Origin of the sequence: Blautia segnis, assembly GCF_014287535.1 — a bacterium.
GTDB lineage: Bacteria > Bacillota > Clostridia > Lachnospirales > Lachnospiraceae > Blautia_A > Blautia_A acetigignens.
In genome coordinates this window covers 59,575-74,545 of record NZ_JACOOT010000024.1, presented here as the reverse complement: position 1 = coordinate 74,545, position 14,971 = coordinate 59,575, and the positions used below count along the sequence as shown (strand labels likewise).

Here is a 14,971-nt window from a genome sequence, read left to right as displayed (position 1 = left end):
TGTAATAAAGTAAATTATCTTTTCTGTGATATCATCACTGAAGTAAGACTTTTTATGAGGTATATTAAGTTCAAACAGGAGAAGGAGTTGAAAAATATGACATCAATAAATATAAATAAAGAAAAGTTTGGACAATTAATTCATAAAGAAAAATCGGTTTTGGTTGATTTCTGGGCACCGTGGTGTGGTTATTGCCGTAGAATTGGAGCAGCTTATGAAAAAATAAGTGAAGAATACAGCGATATTCTTATTGCAGGAAAAGTAAATATTGATGAAGAACCACAGATTGCAGAAGCTGAAAAGATTGAGATAATTCCTACGCTGGTTTTATATCGAGATGGAAAGGCAATAGATTCTATTGTTGCACCCGAATCAAAAAAAATGATAGAAAACTTTATTAATGAAGCTTTGGAAAAATAAAATAGGAGGACTGTTGTATGAATGAAAATCATGTTTACGATATGATTATCGTGGGAGGAGGACCTGGTGGGTATACATCAGCATTATACGCAGCCAGAGCAGGACTTGAAACAATTGTTTTAGAAAAATTATCTGCAGGTGGCCAGATGTCACTGACATGGCAGATTGATAACTATCCTGGTTTTGAAAATGGAATTGACGGATTTTCATTGGCAGAGAAAATGCAAAAACAGGCGGAAAAATATGGTGCTAAAAGTGAATATGCAGAAGTTTTTAATATGGATTTAGCAGGAAAGCTTAAGAGAGTAGAAACTAGTTCGGGAATTTATATTGGGAAAACAGTAGTGATAGCTACAGGAGCAAATCCAAGAGAACTTGGTCTTGATAAAGAAAAAGAATTGATAGGTCATGGAGTTGCTTATTGTGCCGCCTGTGATGGTATGTTTTATAAAGATAAGATTGTGGTTGTTGTTGGTGGTGGAAATTCTGCTGTATCAGATGCTACTCTTTTAAGTCGAATTGCCAAGAAAGTTATCATTGTTCATCGAAGAGATACATTACGTGCAACAAAAATTTACAATGACCAGCTGATGAAAACTGAAAATATAGAGTTTCGATGGAATAGTACAGTAAAAGAACTGCTTTATGGAGAACGATTGACTGGTGTGCGGTTGAAAGATACAGTTACAGGAGAAGAAAACATTATAGAATGTGACGGCTTGTTTGTGAGCATAGGAAGAAAACCGACAATAGATTTTTTAGATAATCAGATAGAACTGGATAATAAAGGATATATTGTGGCAGGTGAAAATACTGAAACGAGTATTTCAGGTGTTTATGCTGTAGGAGATGTCAGAACAAAGTTACTTCGTCAGATAGTAACAGCTGTTGCAGATGGTGCTATGGCAGTACATATGGCAGAAAAATATATGGGGAAAATGTAAAGTGAATTCCGCCTTTATGCATAGGAATTGTTTTGTTAAGTTAAATAATGAAACAGAAAATAGTCATTTTGATAGACCATATTTACTATAAATAATCAGAATTTGAATACTGAACTTTTTATACTGAAATATGTACGATTTCAATAATGACATGAACTTAAGGGAACGTATTGCGGATACTTTGTGAACTTTATCCTGATACAATGATTATGCTGATGAAAGAAGGCATGTATTATTGTTTTCTATATTGATATTAGGATAGAATGTTGTCAGCTATAATGTGCAAAATGAATTACGTTTAGTTAAAAAAGGATTTCCGCTCAGATATTCTTTAAAAGAAAAATTACAATGCAAGTCAGTTATTGGAAGAGTATTCAAAACAAAAAGTAAGTGAAAGATAATATACTTTATCCCCATTCCAGACAGGTACGCAGAGCATGACACTCACAAAGCAGTGTCCATTCAGATAGTTGGAACCGTTGTGTGCGGCATGGTCAAACAGTTTTGAAACATTTTCAAATTTTGTGCCAAATTTAGATACCATCGTATCATCCACGCACAGAAATACAGGCTGCGTCTGCAATGAATCCGGTATCAGCTTCAAAACAATCCTGACAGTAGTATTCATAAATCTGGAATAATCAACCTTTGCATAGGAACATGCATAATAAAATACATTCAGTGATTTCTCCGTTATTCTGGATAAAAAATGCTGATATAGAAACCGGATGGAATGTGCGGATTCTAAGGCCAGTATGGATAATATCAGCAAAAATAAGGTATCTGCTGTCGGAACAGAAAAAGTTGTAAAGTGGTGTAAATTATAATAATCAGAGTCACTTCCTATAATATAAGAAATGACTCTGACTTCATTTGTCATGAGTTTCTAATAAAACTATTTATTGTGAAAAATGTTAGAACCCGTCAGTTGGAAGTATTTCTCTCTAAATTTTTGCGGCGCTTAAATTCTAATGGCGAAGCGTTGAACTGCTTCTTAAATGCCGAAGAAAACTTGCTTTGATTCAAATAACCAACTTGTTCTGCAATTTCCGATACAGATAATTTTGTAGTAGTGAGTAATTCAGCAGCTCGTTGCATACGAACTTCACGTAAATAAATTGATATATTTTGACCATAAACTCCCCGAAAGTAGTTCTTCAGGCTGGTTTCACTGACGGAAAACTGTGCAGCCAGTTCCCACGCGGGATGGTGTTGGCGCAGATCAGAAGTGATGATTTTTTCCACACGTTTTGCAATGTCTACCTGTGTTTCTGTGAAGAATGTGCAGGCTTGGGAAGGTGGTATTTCTTTCAGATTTTGAAGCAGTGAAAACAGGGCAAGGGTATAGATTTTCATTTGTGGGATTGCCAGCGGAACAGAAATATCCAATAATGACCACAGCTTTTTTAAGACTTCTTCTATCTCAGTCGTAACCGACGCAATATAAGTACCCCCATCCGGGCAGTAAAGATCTCTGAGTCTGTGGAAATCAATATCAAATTCAGCCTCTACCCAGGAGCTTTGAGCATTTACGGTATCCATATCCACAAAAAACTCAATTCCTTCATAGATTCGGCGGGGATAAACGTATTGCTGTCTGGCGAATCGTTCGGTTAAGGATATCTCCCCATCTTTCACATACACAAAGTTCCCGTTATTCAGGATGAGTTCGCATCGTCCTGTTACACAGTAATTTAAGAGCAATGGTCCTGTTTCCATGGAGCCATTATCGTGAAAGTCTGGGGCTGTCCAGGCGGGAGAATTCACAAAAATATAAGCCAATGTAACTCCTGGGAACAGAGGAAAAAAAGTCATGGAACCTTTCCCGTCTCTCTCCTTTAGAATGAGTTCTGCGCTAAATTCGCCCCGTTTTATAGATATACCTGGAATTTCAATGCTTTTCTTGATAATTTCATCTATCTTCATTTTCTAACTCCTGTCATTTGGTCTGTTAACCGCTCTGTTTGAGCCTTGCACTTCTATTATAAGATCACAGTCAAAGTCAGTCAACAGAAAAACTCGGTGCTGTTTGGAGCTAAAAAGATGATTGGTTGTAGAGAATCAGCCGGTACTATGCTATCCTATAAAAAGGTTAGAAGATGCTAACCGGAAAATGAATGTGGAGGTATTCATCATGAATAACAAGTTACAAGCAAAAGACCTCATTAACCTTGGTCTGTTCACGGTTCTTTACTTTGTCATTGGCTGCTGTGTCGCCATTCCGATTGGGTTTATCCCGATCTTTCTTCCTGTTCTCGGAAGCCTGTGGTCGCTGATTACCGGTATCCCTTTCATGCTGTTCCTCACAAGGGTTAAGAAATTCGGCATGGTTACAATCATGGGTGTTTTGAGCGGCCTGCTGATGGGACTTACCGGCATGGGATTTTGGGGTGTTCCTATGGGACTGATTTTCGGCCTGCTTGGGGATCTCATTTTGAAATCCGGCGACTATAAAAGTGCAAAGAAAAGCATCCTTGGTTATGCTGTATTTAGCCTGTGGATGGTAGGTACATATATTCCGATGTATTTTATGGTCGAGGACTCCTGGGCCAGCTTTGCCGCCAGCTTCGGGGAGGAATATGCCGACCGGGTAATGGCGGTTATGCCGATGTGGAGCATTATCCTTGTGGTTGCCGGGATTTTTGTCTTTGCCATTTTAGGCGGACTGCTTGGGAAAACGCTTCTGAAAAAACATTTTGCGAAAGCGGGCATCGCATAATGGAGGGGGTATCCTTTTCCGCCACAACGGACAAAAGGAAAGGAATCCGGCTCGACCCGCGTACGAAGTTGATTTTGCTGTTGACGGTTACTACATTGATGTTCAGCACCAGCAACGAAGGGATTATGAATTTTGTAAAACCTGTGTTAAGCCTAATCCCCTTTGTGCTGATCCTGTCGGAACGCCGCTTCAAAACGGCAGGCAAGTACCTGCTTTTATATCTCGCCTGCTTTGCACTGGAACGCATAGCGCTGACGACATTAAGCGATCTGCTGTCCTTTGTGGTTTTGGCGATGACATCCATTATGACGCGGTTTGCCCCTGGTATTATGACGGGGGCCTGGCTGCTTTCCTCCACCTCAGTCAGTGAGTTTATCGGTTCGATGGAACGTATGCACCTGACAGAGAAAATCGTCATCCCTTTGTCTGTTATTTTTCGTTTTTTCCCTACGATCAGCGAAGAATACCAGGCGATCAGTGATGCAATGAAAATGAGGGGTATCCGGTTTGGAGGGAAAAATCCATTTTTAATGGTGGAATACCGTCTTGTACCGCTGATGGTGTCTGTTGTGAAAATCGGAGATGAACTTTCCGCCGCTGCACTGACGCGGGGGCTTGGCGCTCCGGTCAAACGGACTAACGTATGTCAGATTGGTTTTCATGTTCAGGACATGATTGCGATCCTGCCCTGTGCTTTATGTTTCGCTCTGTTTTTGCTGGGACAGTATTTTTCTTTTTAAGGGGGTGAGCTTATGATAAAGATTGACCATATTTCATTTTCTTATGGAGAAGAGAATGAAAATACCGGTGGTGTTCGGGATATTGATCTAAATATAGAGGATGGTCAGTTTGTTGTCCTTTGCGGTGAAAGTGGGTGTGGAAAAACTACGGTCACCCGCCTGATTAATGGACTGATCCCACATTATTATGAGGGAAAGATGACAGGAGAAGTATGGGTAAATGGAGCCAAGGTTTCCGAACAGCCTCTTTACGATACAGCTGCAGTTGTGGGCAGCGTGTTTCAAAACCCCCGGTCCCAGTTTTTCAATGTGGATACCACCAGTGAAATTACATTTGGCTGCGAAAATCTTGGACAGCCAGAAAAAGACATCCGGGAACGGCTGGCAAAAACGGTTCGGGACTTCCGGCTGGAGAAGCTGATGGACCGTAATATCTTCCACTTATCTGGCGGGGAGAAACAAAAGATTGCCTGTGCCGGGGTATCCATTATGGAACCGGATGTTCTCGTTATGGACGAACCCTCATCTAACCTGGATGCGGCTTCCATCCTTGATTTGAGAAAGATTCTTGCGTTTTGGAAATCGCAGGGGAAAACAATCATTGTATCGGAACATCGGCTTTATTATCTTCGCGGTCTAGCGGATCGGTTTATCTATCTGGCAGACGGGCAAGTGAGTCATGATTATTCTGCGGCAGAATTTGAGCAGCTCACGGAGCAGCAGCGTTCCGATATGGGACTGCGCACGTTTGCTTTGGAGCGTCTCCTGCCTCCGGTTTTACCGCAGCAGGAAAAGACCGCCCTTGCGCTTCGTAATTTCCACTTTGCCTATAAAAACGAACCGGAAACCTTACATATCATGGATTGTGAAATCCCTACGAACCGGATCGTTGGAATTATCGGGAATAACGGCGCCGGGAAATCCACTTTTTCACGCTGTTTCTGCGGCTTGGAGAAGCGCTGCGGGGAGATTGTCTGGAACGGAAAGAAATACCGTCCGAAAGACCGGCTGAATACCTGCTATATGGTCATGCAGGAGGTAAATCATCAGCTTTTCACCGAGTCGGTCCTTGATGAAGTGCTGATCAGTATGGAGGAAGCAAACCAGAAGCGGGCAGAAGAAATCCTAAGTCGGTTAGATTTACTGGATTTTAAGGACAGGCATCCCATGTCCCTGTCCGGTGGCCAGAAACAAAGGGTTGCGATTGCTTCGGTAATCGCTTCAAAACGCTCGATCCTGTTTTTTGATGAACCGACCAGCGGACTTGATTACAGGCATATGAAAGAGGTTGCAAATGTATTACGGCAGGTCAGGGATGCCGGAATCACTGTGTATGTCATTACCCATGACCTGGAACTGATTTTAGATTGCTGTACGGACATCATTCATTTTGAGGATGGTTCGATTATCGACCAGTACGGAATGGATGAAGATGGCCTCAGAAAAATAAGAGAATACTTCATAAAGGGGGGATCTGAAAAATGAAGGAAGAAAAGAAAGCGTCGCCAATAAGTGTTTTATTGGGCTGGGGCAAACCGTATCACGGGAAATTCATCGGCAGCGTCGTCCTTGCGGTTTTGGGCGTTGCCTGTCAGATGGTGCCTTATTTCTGTGTGGCGCATATCGTCACAATGATGTTGGACGGGGAGCAGGATTTTTCCCGTTATGTGACAGCTTGCATGGTCGCACTTTGCGGCTACCTAGGGAAAGTGCTGTTTTCCAGTCTGTCAACGACCGTTTCCCATACAGCGGCCTATTACACGCTGCGGGATATCCGGTGGAGGCTGACAGGAAAACTGGCCCGCGTTCCGATGGGGACGATCCTGGATACTCCGTCCGGTCAGTATAAAACAACGATTGTTGACCGGGTGGAAGGGATGGAATCCACGTTTGCACATCTCATCCCAGAGATGACCGCAAACATCCTGGTTCCGTTGGTAATTGTCGTGTATCTTTTCATTATGGACTGGCGCATGGCGCTGTTGTCCCTTGTTACGCTGGTAGTCGGTCTTGCCGTAATGTCTGTCGGTATGATGAGTTACCCAAAGAAATGGGAGGGCGCGGTCAAAGCCGGGAAAGATATGGCAAACGCCATTGTGGAATATATCGGCGGGATTGAAGTTGTCAAGGCATTCAGCCAGTCGGCCGGTTCCTACAAGAAATATTCGGACGCCGTAAATTACAATGCGAATTACTATGTGGAATGGATGCGGGAAAACCAGAAAACCATGAGTGCCTACAATGCGATCCTTCCCTCAGTGCTGATCTGTGTGCTGCCTTGTGGGTTTGCCTTCTGGCTGTCCGGCAGCCTGGAATTATCTGCGTTCCTCTCCATTGTGATTTTCTCCCTGGGGCTTGTGGGGCCGATCATGTCCGTCTTTACCTTTACGGATGACCTGGCTGTACTGGGAACCAATGTGGAGGAAATCAGCCAGCTATTGAACGCGGAAGAACTTGATCATAAAGATACGCCGGTAAATCTGGCAGATACCAGTATCGGACTCGACCATGTTTCCTTTTCCTATGATGGGGAAACTGAGGTGCTGCATGATGTGAGCCTTTCCATTCAGCCGGGAACCATGACCGCCCTTGTAGGACCGTCCGGTTCCGGCAAATCTACCGTGGCGAAGCTGATCGCTGGGTATTGGGATGTTACGTCCGGCAGTATTACCCTGGGTGGCCATGAACTGAAGGAGATACCGCTGTCTGAAATTGCCGCCCAGATTTCCTATGTATCGCAGGATAATTACCTGTTTAACCGCAGCATCCGGGAAAATATCCGCATGGGCAGGCCGGACGCCACAGATGCGGAGGTGGAGCAGGCAGCAAAACAAAGTGGCTGTGACACCTTTATCCGCAAGTTGGATCAAGGGTATGATACCGTTGTCGGCAGCGCTGGTTCCCATCTTTCCGGCGGTGAGCGGCAGAGGATCGCCATTGCCCGCGCCATGCTGAAGGACGCCCCTGTGGTCATTTTGGACGAGGCGACTGCATATATCGATCCAGAGAATGAGGCAGTTGTGCAGAAAGCAATCTCTGCCCTGACAGTGGGTAAAACGCTGATCGTGATTGCCCATCGCCTGTCTACCATTATCGGTGCGGACAATATTGTGGTGGTCAAGGATGGAACTATCCATGCCCAGGGAACACATGATAAGTTACTGGAAACCTGTCCCCTTTACCGGGATATGTGGCAGGCGCATATCGGCGCAAATGATCAGATGTAAGGGGGTGTTGTCAAATGTATGGAACATTGAAAAAAATTTTTGCGTTTGCTGGCAGCAAAGAGGGACTGCTGAAAAAATCTCTGCTGTTTGCGTTCCTCTCCGGCCTGTTTGCGGCTTTACAGTTTGCCGCCCTCTTTATCGTGGTGGAGGCGCTGGTATCCAATAACCGGGACAGCCGGTTTATCTGGATTTCTTTGGGCATCATGGCTGTTTCCCTGGTTGGAAGGATCATCACGACCTATTTCTCCACGATGGAGCAGACGGAAACCGGCTACTGTATGGTGGCGGAAAAGCGTATCCACATCGGAGACCGGCTGCGTTACATCCCGATGGGATATTTTAACAAGAACAGTATCGGGAACATTACCGCTATCGTTACCACCACGTTAGGGGATGTGGAAAATTCGGCGGCGCGTGTGCTGGTATCTGTGTTGGGCGGATTTTTCAATTCGGTGGCGCTTGTCATCGTCCTGCTGGTTTTTGACTGGAGGAACGGTCTGATTGCCGCTATCGGCGTCCTGCTTTATCTTGCAGCGGCGGAGCTTGCACTCCGTAAATCTGCGCGCTTAAGCGGAGTACGGCAGCATACACAGGAAAGCCTTGTGGAATCCGTCCTGGAGTATATCCAGGGGATGGGGATCGTGAAAGCCTTCGGTATGGAGAAGGACAGCACACAGTCCATTGACAGCGCAATCAAGGCAAGCTGCCGGGACAATCTGAAACTGACAAAAGCCAGTGTCCCCTATGATGCCCTGAAACAGGTTGTTGTCCGGGTGTTCAGTGTTTTGCTGCCCCTGGCCTCCATTTACTTCTGGCTGAACGGTTCCCTGTCATTGGCCTATGGCGTGATTTTGGTGGTCGCTTCCTTTATGGTGTTCAATGATCTGGAAAACGCCGGAAACATGGCCTCCCTGCTGCAAATGCTGGCGGCTTCTATGGATACGGCAAATTCCATTGACGATACGCCGGTCATGGATGAAAAGGGCGCGGATGTGGTTCCGGCATCCTCGGAAATCGTATTTGATAACGTGGACTTTTCCTACAAGGTGAATGGCTGCGGAGCAGACAGAGAAGGTGGTCTGGGCCACGCAGACCGCAAGATTCTGGATCACGTCAGCTTTACGATTCCGGCCGGAACGACCACGGCCATTGTCGGCCCGTCCGGTTCTGGCAAGACGACTATGTGCAACCTGATTGCCCGGTTTTGGGATGTAGACGCCGGGAGAATTACGGTTGGCGGCAAAGATGTCCGGGATTTTAAGCTGGACAGCCTGATGAAGAATATCAGCATGGTATTCCAGAACGTGTATCTGTTTGCCGATTCTATTGAGAACAACATCAAATTCGGCTGTCCGGACGCCACGCACGAACAGGTCATAGAGGCGACGAAAAAGGCTTGCTGCCATGAATTTATTTCCGCCCTGCCCGATGGGTATGATACGGTGATCGGGGAGGGCGGCGGAACCCTGTCCGGCGGTGAGAAGCAGCGTATTTCCATTGCCCGCGCCATACTGAAAAACGCCCCGATTATCATTCTGGATGAAGCCACAAGCAGCGTTGATCCGGAAAATGAAGAAGAATTGCAGCGGGCGATTGCGGAATTGACGCACGACAAGACTATTATTATGATCGCCCACCGCCTGAAAACCGTCCGGGGCGCGGATCAGATATTGGTATTGGATGATTCCCATATCGTCCAGAGTGGCACTCATGCAGAGCTGATCCAGCAGAAGGGCCTGTATGCGGATTTCGTATCCGCAAGACAGGAGGCTATCGGCTGGAAACTGGCACAGTAAGGGAGGCAGAAATGAAGATTTATGCGTCGGGCGAGGACTATTTAGAAGCAGTCCTTGTATTGCAAAAGAAAAAAGGCATGGTTCGTTCCGTTGATCTTGCCCGGCACATGGGATTCAGTAAAGCGAGTATCAGCCATGCAGTAGGCGTGTTAAAGAATGGAGGTTTTCTGACCGTGGATGAAGATGGATATTTCCATCTGACCGAAGACGGGCGGGAGGTTGCTGAGAAAATTTATGAACGCCATCAGTTCTTTACGGAGCAGCTTGTAGCTGTCGGGGTTGATCGGGAAACCGCAGAAAGGGATGCCTGTCGGATAGAACATGCAATCAGCGAAGAGGCTTTTCAGAAATTGAAAGCTTCGGTTGAAAAACAGAGCAATGATACAGCATAACTTGAATGAATTATTTAGCACAGAAATTTGCATCTAATTAACAGATATTATCTATATATTGTGCTTGAAATGTTGACGCAAACAAAATCTGGTGCTATGATAAATGTGTAGACAGTTTCATTCGGGAAATATTCTGAATAAAAAATTTCATCCCGGAATGGTCCGGGATTTGAAAACAGATTGTGCAAAACGCACCGAAGAAGTCCGTTCGGGCTTCTGTAATATTGGTTCAGGCGTCAGCCTGAAAAGACAGAAATGACATCAAAAAGCAAAGAATTGTTTTTTGGTGTCTTTTTTTATGTTCAGGCTGGCGGAAGGAGAAAAAAGACAAGAAGAGCCTTTGATCGGATAGATTATAAAACGAGCAGGAAAGCGGGAAACAAAATGAAAACTAAAAAACAAAGAAACTGATGTGGAGCGTAAAAAGGAAATGTTTGCGGCATAATAAAAAAATATCCGATGTCTAGATAATAGAAAAATGGTAAACGGAAAAGGTCATTGCACACTACGATTCTTATATTGAGGAACTCGCCACAGTGAAAGAAAGGCAGCTGGATGGTAGCGTAAGAACCTATGTGGACAAGGATATGAAACAATCCATTATTCTAAACTTGCTGGAGAAGATACCAGACTTCCCTTTGGAGGAAGCGGAGAGGATAGCGGGAGAGGGGAAATTATGATATCAAAGATTCATTCATTTTAGGGTATGGAATGACAACATTATTTAAGAACAGATATTGGGGAATGTCGAGCTTAGATAAAACCAAAAACCATTTGGAGTGATTTTGAACCGTTCAGAGTGGCGCTGATGTTCTGATTCTTGTATAGTATAGATGTGCAGAATCGTTCTGCACAAATTTTTACAGAATGGGTTAGATTGTGCTAACCTTTGGAGGAATACCTATGGAAAAGAATAAGTTACAGGCAAAAGACCTAATCAATGTTGGTATCTTCACAGCCATCTACTTTATTTTGTTCTTTGCAGGTATGATGTTGGGATATATACCAATCTTCATTCCCCTGCTTGGGCTGGTTTGCCCGATTATTTGCGGCATCCCTTTTATGCTGTATCTTACAAAGGTAAAAAAGTTTGGCATGGTAACACTGTCTGGCATTATCCTTGGATTGCTGAATATGCTGATCGGCAGCGGCGTCTTGGTTTTAATTTTCGGTATTGTTTTCGGTGTTGCGGCTGACCTTATTATGAAATCTGGCAAATATAAAAGCTGGAAATTCACCCTGTTGGGTAACGGTGTATTTTCCCTGTGGATTATGGGTTTTGTGAGCCGGATGTTTCTGACCCGTACCGAGTTCTTTGATTCTCTTGTCAGCAGTTATGGGCAGGAGTATGTCGATACGCTGATGTCTTATACGCCTGGTTGGATGTTCCCAGTTCTGTTTGTTGTTACATTCCTCGGCGGCATCCTGGGTGCATTACTTGGTAAGGCCGTATTGAAGAAACATTTTGAAAAAGCAGGCATTGTATGATGGCAGAAACCACAGGATTACCTTTTGAAAAAAAGGCAATCATTCCAATAGACCCACGCACTAAAATTTTTCTTACTGTTACTGTCAGTACCATTATGGTGGCAGGAGGAACAGGCGGAATTATGACTGTTATACGGCCCTGCCTGATGGCGTTCCCTATGTGCTTGCTGCTCTTATCGAAACGATGGAAAAGCGTTCTGAAATTCTCCGCGATGTATGCTGTCTTATTTGCGTTAGAGCTGACGGTATTGCCATTGTTAACTGGAACATGGAATTTTGTCTTGGGTGCAGCTATTGGCATTTACACACATATGTTACCAGGGTTCATCATGGGATACTATTTGATTGAATCCACAACAGTCAGTGAATTTGTAGCAGCTATGGAAAGGGTACATATCCCGCAAAAGATCGTTATTCCGTTGTCTGTGGTCTTTCGCTTTTTTCCCACGATCAGGGAGGAATATGCAGCGATAGGTGATGCCATGAAAATGCGGGGCATATCAACGCTTAGAAGTCCGATAAAAATGTTGGAATACCGTGTTGTTCCGTTGATGATTTCCATAGCCTATATCGGAGAAGAATTATCAGCGGCAGCATTGACACGGGGGATTGGTGCGCCTACTAAACGGACGAATATTTGTAATATCGGCTTCGGCGCATTGGATGTTATATTTGTGGCTGCTTCATTAGCCTGCTGGATTGGGTTCGCTATATGAAAAGGAGAACATAACTTGATAGAATTACATAATGTCAATTTTCACTATACGGGCGGCACAAATGCTGGCGGGCTTACAGACATTAACCTGACTATCCCCGATGGTCAGGTTATCCTTTTTTGTTGACAATCCGGCTGTGGCAAGACAACACTGACCCGTCTTGTCAACGGACTTATCCCGAATTATTATGAGGGTGATTTATCTGGCGAAGTTCTGCTGAATGGTGAAAATATCAGTACACTTCCGCTTTATCAGACCGCAAAATATGTTGGAAGTGTCTTTCAAAATCCGCGCACACAGTTTTTCACTGTTGATACGACGAGTGAGCTTGCCTTTGGTAGTGAAAATCAGGGCTTGCCAGAAGCGGATATTGTTCAGCGGATTTATGCTACCACAGAGTGTTTCAGCGTTAAAAAGCTCTTGGGAAAGAACATATTTCAGTTATCAGGCGGCGAGAAGCAGAAAATCGCCTGTGCCTCTGTTTCTGTTACTGATCCGCAAGTCATTGTATTGGATGAGCCATCTTCTAATTTGGATATAACCGCAACAAAGGATTTGCGGGGAATGATTGAGATATGGAAAAGTCAGGGCAAAACAATCATTGTTGCAGAACATCGGCTGTATTATCTGGCCGATTTGATAGATCGTGCTGTATACTTACAAGATGGCCGGATTGCCGCTGATTTTTCAGGCCAGGAAATGAAACTGTTAAGCGGTGAAAAACTAAAAGAAATGGGGCTTCGGCCATTTGAATTATCACAATATCCGATCAAACACGTTAGGCCATTAGACAATGAAGTGATTACGCTCTCTGATTTTAACTTTGCTTATCAAAAAGGTAAATCAGCACTTAATATCCCATCACTTGTTCTGCCAAAACACAGTGTCATTGCAGTGATCGGCCATAACGGTGCAGGAAAATCCACGCTGGCAAGGTGCCTGTGCGGTCTGGAAAAGCATTGCCGTGGGATTGTTTCTATTGCAGGAAAACAGTATAATAGAAAAAGGCGGCTGCGCTATTGTTACATGGTAATGCAGGACGTAAATCATCAGCTATTTACGGAAAGTGTAAATGAAGAAGTTCTTCTTAGCATGAAAAATCCAGACGCAGATCAAGTATCGTCAACACTAAAGGAACTTGATTTGGACGCCTTTTCCGAGAGGCATCCTATGTCGCTTTCCGGGGGACAGAAGCAGCGTGTCGCTATTGCAAGTGCGCTGGCCTCCGATAGAGAGATATTAGTTTTTGACGAACCGACAAGCGGACTGGATTTGCTTCACATGAGCGAGGTGGCGAAACAGCTTGAAACACTTCGCCGGATGCAAAAGACATCTATTGTGATTACGCATGATTATGAACTGATTGTAAGCTGCTGTACGCACATTCTGCATCTGGAACACGGTGAAGTGCAGGCGCAGTACCCTCTTGATGAAGCAGGGGCAGATCGCCTTAAAAAGTTCTTTATAGAAATGGAGTGAGGAAATGCAAGGGGCAGACCGTTTTTTTTCTAATCAGAAGATGAAGCTGCTGTGCCGGGACGATCATTGTTCTGTATATCAGATGAAGAACGAAACCGGGGACGGAACAGCCACCTGTTATCAGGTGTACCCTGGAATTTCTGTTCTCTACAATGATTATCATATTTCAAGCTGCCCGTCACGGAAATTTGAAAATGAGCATATCATCAGTATCAATCACTGTATGGAGGGACGAATTGAATGGGAAGTAAGCGACGGAGCCTATCTCTATCTGACCTCCGGGGATATTATGCTGGATAGCTCTGTGACGGAAAACAAAGAGTGCAGTTTCCCACTTTCCCATTATCACGGCATTACTATTACGATTTCTGTTCCAGAAGCCACAGATAGTATGAGTGATTTGCTTGATCTGTTTTCTATTGACTTATCCGAAATAGAAAAAGTGTTCCAGTTGGCAACGCGGCCATTTATTATGCATGGAGATATATTTCCAGACCATATTTTTAACGAACTTTATCATGTGCCGGAATACATCCGCAAAGAATATCTTCGGGTGAAAATATTGGAATTGCTGATCTCTCTAAAGATGATTGACCCATCCACGATTGGGGAAACAAGACCCTATTTTTATAAGACCCAGGTTGAAAAAGTAAAGGCGATTATGGCGCTAATGACTGCTAATCCAGAAATACATTACACGATGGAAGAATTGTCTGGGCAGTTTGACATATCTGTGTCTGCGTTAAAACATTGCTTTAAGGGTGTCTATGGAACTGCCATCTTTACATATATGAGAAATTATCGTATGGACATGGCTGCCACACTTCTTACCCAAACGGATGAATCCATCACGTCTATTGCCGGTAAGGTAGGGTATGCCAATAGCAGCAAATTTTCGGAAGCATTTAAGAGCATAAAGGGAAAAACACCGCTGGAATATCGAAAAATCAAAATCTAATTAGAGTGAAACGAAACTGCGTGGAGTGGCAGAGCATCAAAAAAAATTTTAGAATAGAGAGTGTCAGGAAATGACATTCTCTATTCTTTTTT

General features: G+C 44.1%; 14 protein-coding genes and 1 pseudogene. 14 read left to right on the top strand and 1 reads right to left on the bottom strand.

Annotated elements, in window-relative coordinates; translation table 11 throughout:
* The first annotated feature begins 96 nt into the window (after nucleotides 1-96).
* Complete coding sequence (locus H8S54_RS10815) at nucleotides 97-420, top strand: thioredoxin family protein (protein ID WP_186901488.1); 324 nt, start codon at nucleotides 97-99, stop codon at nucleotides 418-420.
* 17 nt (nucleotides 421-437) lie between these two features.
* Nucleotides 438-1,364, top strand: a complete 927-nt coding sequence (gene trxB, locus H8S54_RS10810) for a thioredoxin-disulfide reductase (protein ID WP_186901479.1) — start codon at nucleotides 438-440, stop codon at nucleotides 1,362-1,364.
* Between the two features lie 924 nt (nucleotides 1,365-2,288).
* Here the strand turns inward: trxB and H8S54_RS10805 are convergent.
* Nucleotides 2,289-3,290 (bottom strand): helix-turn-helix domain-containing protein, encoded by a 1,002-nt coding sequence (locus H8S54_RS10805; protein WP_186901478.1) that lies wholly within the window; start codon nucleotides 3,288-3,290, stop codon nucleotides 2,289-2,291.
* Between the two features lie 208 nt (nucleotides 3,291-3,498).
* On the opposite strand from H8S54_RS10805, the gene H8S54_RS10800 reads away from it, so the two are divergent.
* The 12 genes and pseudogenes from H8S54_RS10800 to H8S54_RS10750 all read left to right on the top strand — a co-directional run bounded on the left by H8S54_RS10800 (nucleotide 3,499) and on the right by H8S54_RS10750 (nucleotide 14,879).
* A complete protein-coding gene (locus H8S54_RS10800) occupies nucleotides 3,499-4,083 on the top strand; it encodes an MptD family putative ECF transporter S component (RefSeq protein ID WP_186901477.1) in 585 nt (194 codons plus the stop codon).
* Nucleotides 4,083-4,823 carry an energy-coupling factor transporter transmembrane component T gene (locus tag H8S54_RS10795; RefSeq protein WP_186901476.1) on the top strand — a complete coding sequence of 247 codons (741 nt, stop codon included), beginning with the start codon at nucleotides 4,083-4,085 and terminating at the stop codon, nucleotides 4,821-4,823. The genes H8S54_RS10800 and H8S54_RS10795 overlap by 1 nt, the downstream gene beginning before the upstream one ends.
* A gap of 12 nt (nucleotides 4,824-4,835) precedes the next feature.
* The gene (locus tag H8S54_RS10790; RefSeq protein WP_186901475.1) at nucleotides 4,836-6,308 is read left to right on the top strand and encodes an ABC transporter ATP-binding protein; all 1,473 of its coding nucleotides are present in this window, start codon (nucleotides 4,836-4,838) and stop codon (nucleotides 6,306-6,308) included.
* On the top strand, nucleotides 6,305-8,050 hold the full coding sequence (locus H8S54_RS10785) for an ABC transporter ATP-binding protein (protein ID WP_186901474.1): 1,746 nt from the start codon (nucleotides 6,305-6,307) through the stop codon (nucleotides 8,048-8,050). Before H8S54_RS10790 ends, H8S54_RS10785 begins: the two co-directional genes overlap by 4 nt.
* Before the next feature lie 14 nt (nucleotides 8,051-8,064).
* Nucleotides 8,065-9,846 (top strand): ABC transporter ATP-binding protein, encoded by a 1,782-nt coding sequence (locus tag H8S54_RS10780; RefSeq protein WP_186901473.1) that lies wholly within the window; start codon nucleotides 8,065-8,067, stop codon nucleotides 9,844-9,846.
* Nucleotides 9,847-9,857: 11 nt separating this feature from the next.
* Nucleotides 9,858-10,238 (top strand): metal-dependent transcriptional regulator, encoded by a 381-nt coding sequence (locus H8S54_RS10775; protein WP_186901472.1) that lies wholly within the window; start codon nucleotides 9,858-9,860, stop codon nucleotides 10,236-10,238.
* Between the two features lie 497 nt (nucleotides 10,239-10,735).
* A complete protein-coding gene (locus H8S54_RS18250) occupies nucleotides 10,736-10,918 on the top strand; it encodes a helix-turn-helix domain-containing protein (RefSeq protein WP_330600167.1) in 183 nt (60 codons plus the stop codon).
* A gap of 223 nt (nucleotides 10,919-11,141) precedes the next feature.
* Entirely contained in the window at nucleotides 11,142-11,726 is a 585-nt protein-coding gene (locus tag H8S54_RS10765; RefSeq protein WP_186901471.1) for an MptD family putative ECF transporter S component, read from the top strand.
* Nucleotides 11,723-12,442, top strand: a complete 720-nt coding sequence (locus tag H8S54_RS10760) for an energy-coupling factor transporter transmembrane component T (RefSeq protein ID WP_243176783.1) — start codon at nucleotides 11,723-11,725, stop codon at nucleotides 12,440-12,442. Before H8S54_RS10765 ends, H8S54_RS10760 begins: the two co-directional genes overlap by 4 nt.
* 141 nt (nucleotides 12,443-12,583) lie before the next feature.
* Nucleotides 12,584-12,955: pseudogene (locus tag H8S54_RS19575) on the top strand (ABC transporter ATP-binding protein); the annotation flags it as partial.
* Nucleotides 12,956-13,006: 51 nt separating this feature from the next.
* Nucleotides 13,007-13,921, top strand: coding sequence for an ATP-binding cassette domain-containing protein (locus H8S54_RS19570; protein ID WP_330600166.1), 915 nt, complete (start codon nucleotides 13,007-13,009; stop codon nucleotides 13,919-13,921).
* Nucleotides 13,922-13,925: 4 nt separating this feature from the next.
* Nucleotides 13,926-14,879 carry a helix-turn-helix domain-containing protein gene (locus tag H8S54_RS10750; RefSeq protein WP_186901470.1) on the top strand — a complete coding sequence of 318 codons (954 nt, stop codon included), beginning with the start codon at nucleotides 13,926-13,928 and terminating at the stop codon, nucleotides 14,877-14,879.
* The last annotated feature ends 92 nt before the right edge of the window (nucleotides 14,880-14,971 follow it).

Excerpts from the sequence above, each read along its gene's own strand:
- H8S54_RS10765 (WP_186901471.1), top strand. The coding sequence starts at position 11,142 with ATGGAAAAGAATAAGTTACAGGCAAAAGACCTAATCAATGTTGGTATC.
- H8S54_RS19570 (WP_330600166.1), top strand. The coding sequence starts at position 13,007 with ATGATTGAGATATGGAAAAGTCAGGGCAAAACAATCATTGTTGCAGAA.
- H8S54_RS10790 (WP_186901475.1), top strand. The coding sequence starts at position 4,836 with ATGATAAAGATTGACCATATTTCATTTTCTTATGGAGAAGAGAATGAA.
- H8S54_RS10795 (WP_186901476.1), top strand. The coding sequence starts at position 4,083 with ATGGAGGGGGTATCCTTTTCCGCCACAACGGACAAAAGGAAAGGAATC.
- H8S54_RS10800 (WP_186901477.1), top strand. The coding sequence starts at position 3,499 with ATGAATAACAAGTTACAAGCAAAAGACCTCATTAACCTTGGTCTGTTC.
- H8S54_RS10815 (WP_186901488.1), top strand. The coding sequence starts at position 97 with ATGACATCAATAAATATAAATAAAGAAAAGTTTGGACAATTAATTCAT.
- H8S54_RS10805 (WP_186901478.1), bottom strand. The coding sequence starts at position 3,290 with ATGAAGATAGATGAAATTATCAAGAAAAGCATTGAAATTCCAGGTATA.
- H8S54_RS10760 (WP_243176783.1), top strand. The coding sequence starts at position 11,723 with ATGATGGCAGAAACCACAGGATTACCTTTTGAAAAAAAGGCAATCATT.
- H8S54_RS10780 (WP_186901473.1), top strand. The coding sequence starts at position 8,065 with ATGTATGGAACATTGAAAAAAATTTTTGCGTTTGCTGGCAGCAAAGAG.
- H8S54_RS10775 (WP_186901472.1), top strand. The coding sequence starts at position 9,858 with ATGAAGATTTATGCGTCGGGCGAGGACTATTTAGAAGCAGTCCTTGTA.
- H8S54_RS10785 (WP_186901474.1), top strand. The coding sequence starts at position 6,305 with ATGAAGGAAGAAAAGAAAGCGTCGCCAATAAGTGTTTTATTGGGCTGG.
- trxB (WP_186901479.1), top strand. The coding sequence starts at position 438 with ATGAATGAAAATCATGTTTACGATATGATTATCGTGGGAGGAGGACCT.
- H8S54_RS10750 (WP_186901470.1), top strand. The coding sequence starts at position 13,926 with ATGCAAGGGGCAGACCGTTTTTTTTCTAATCAGAAGATGAAGCTGCTG.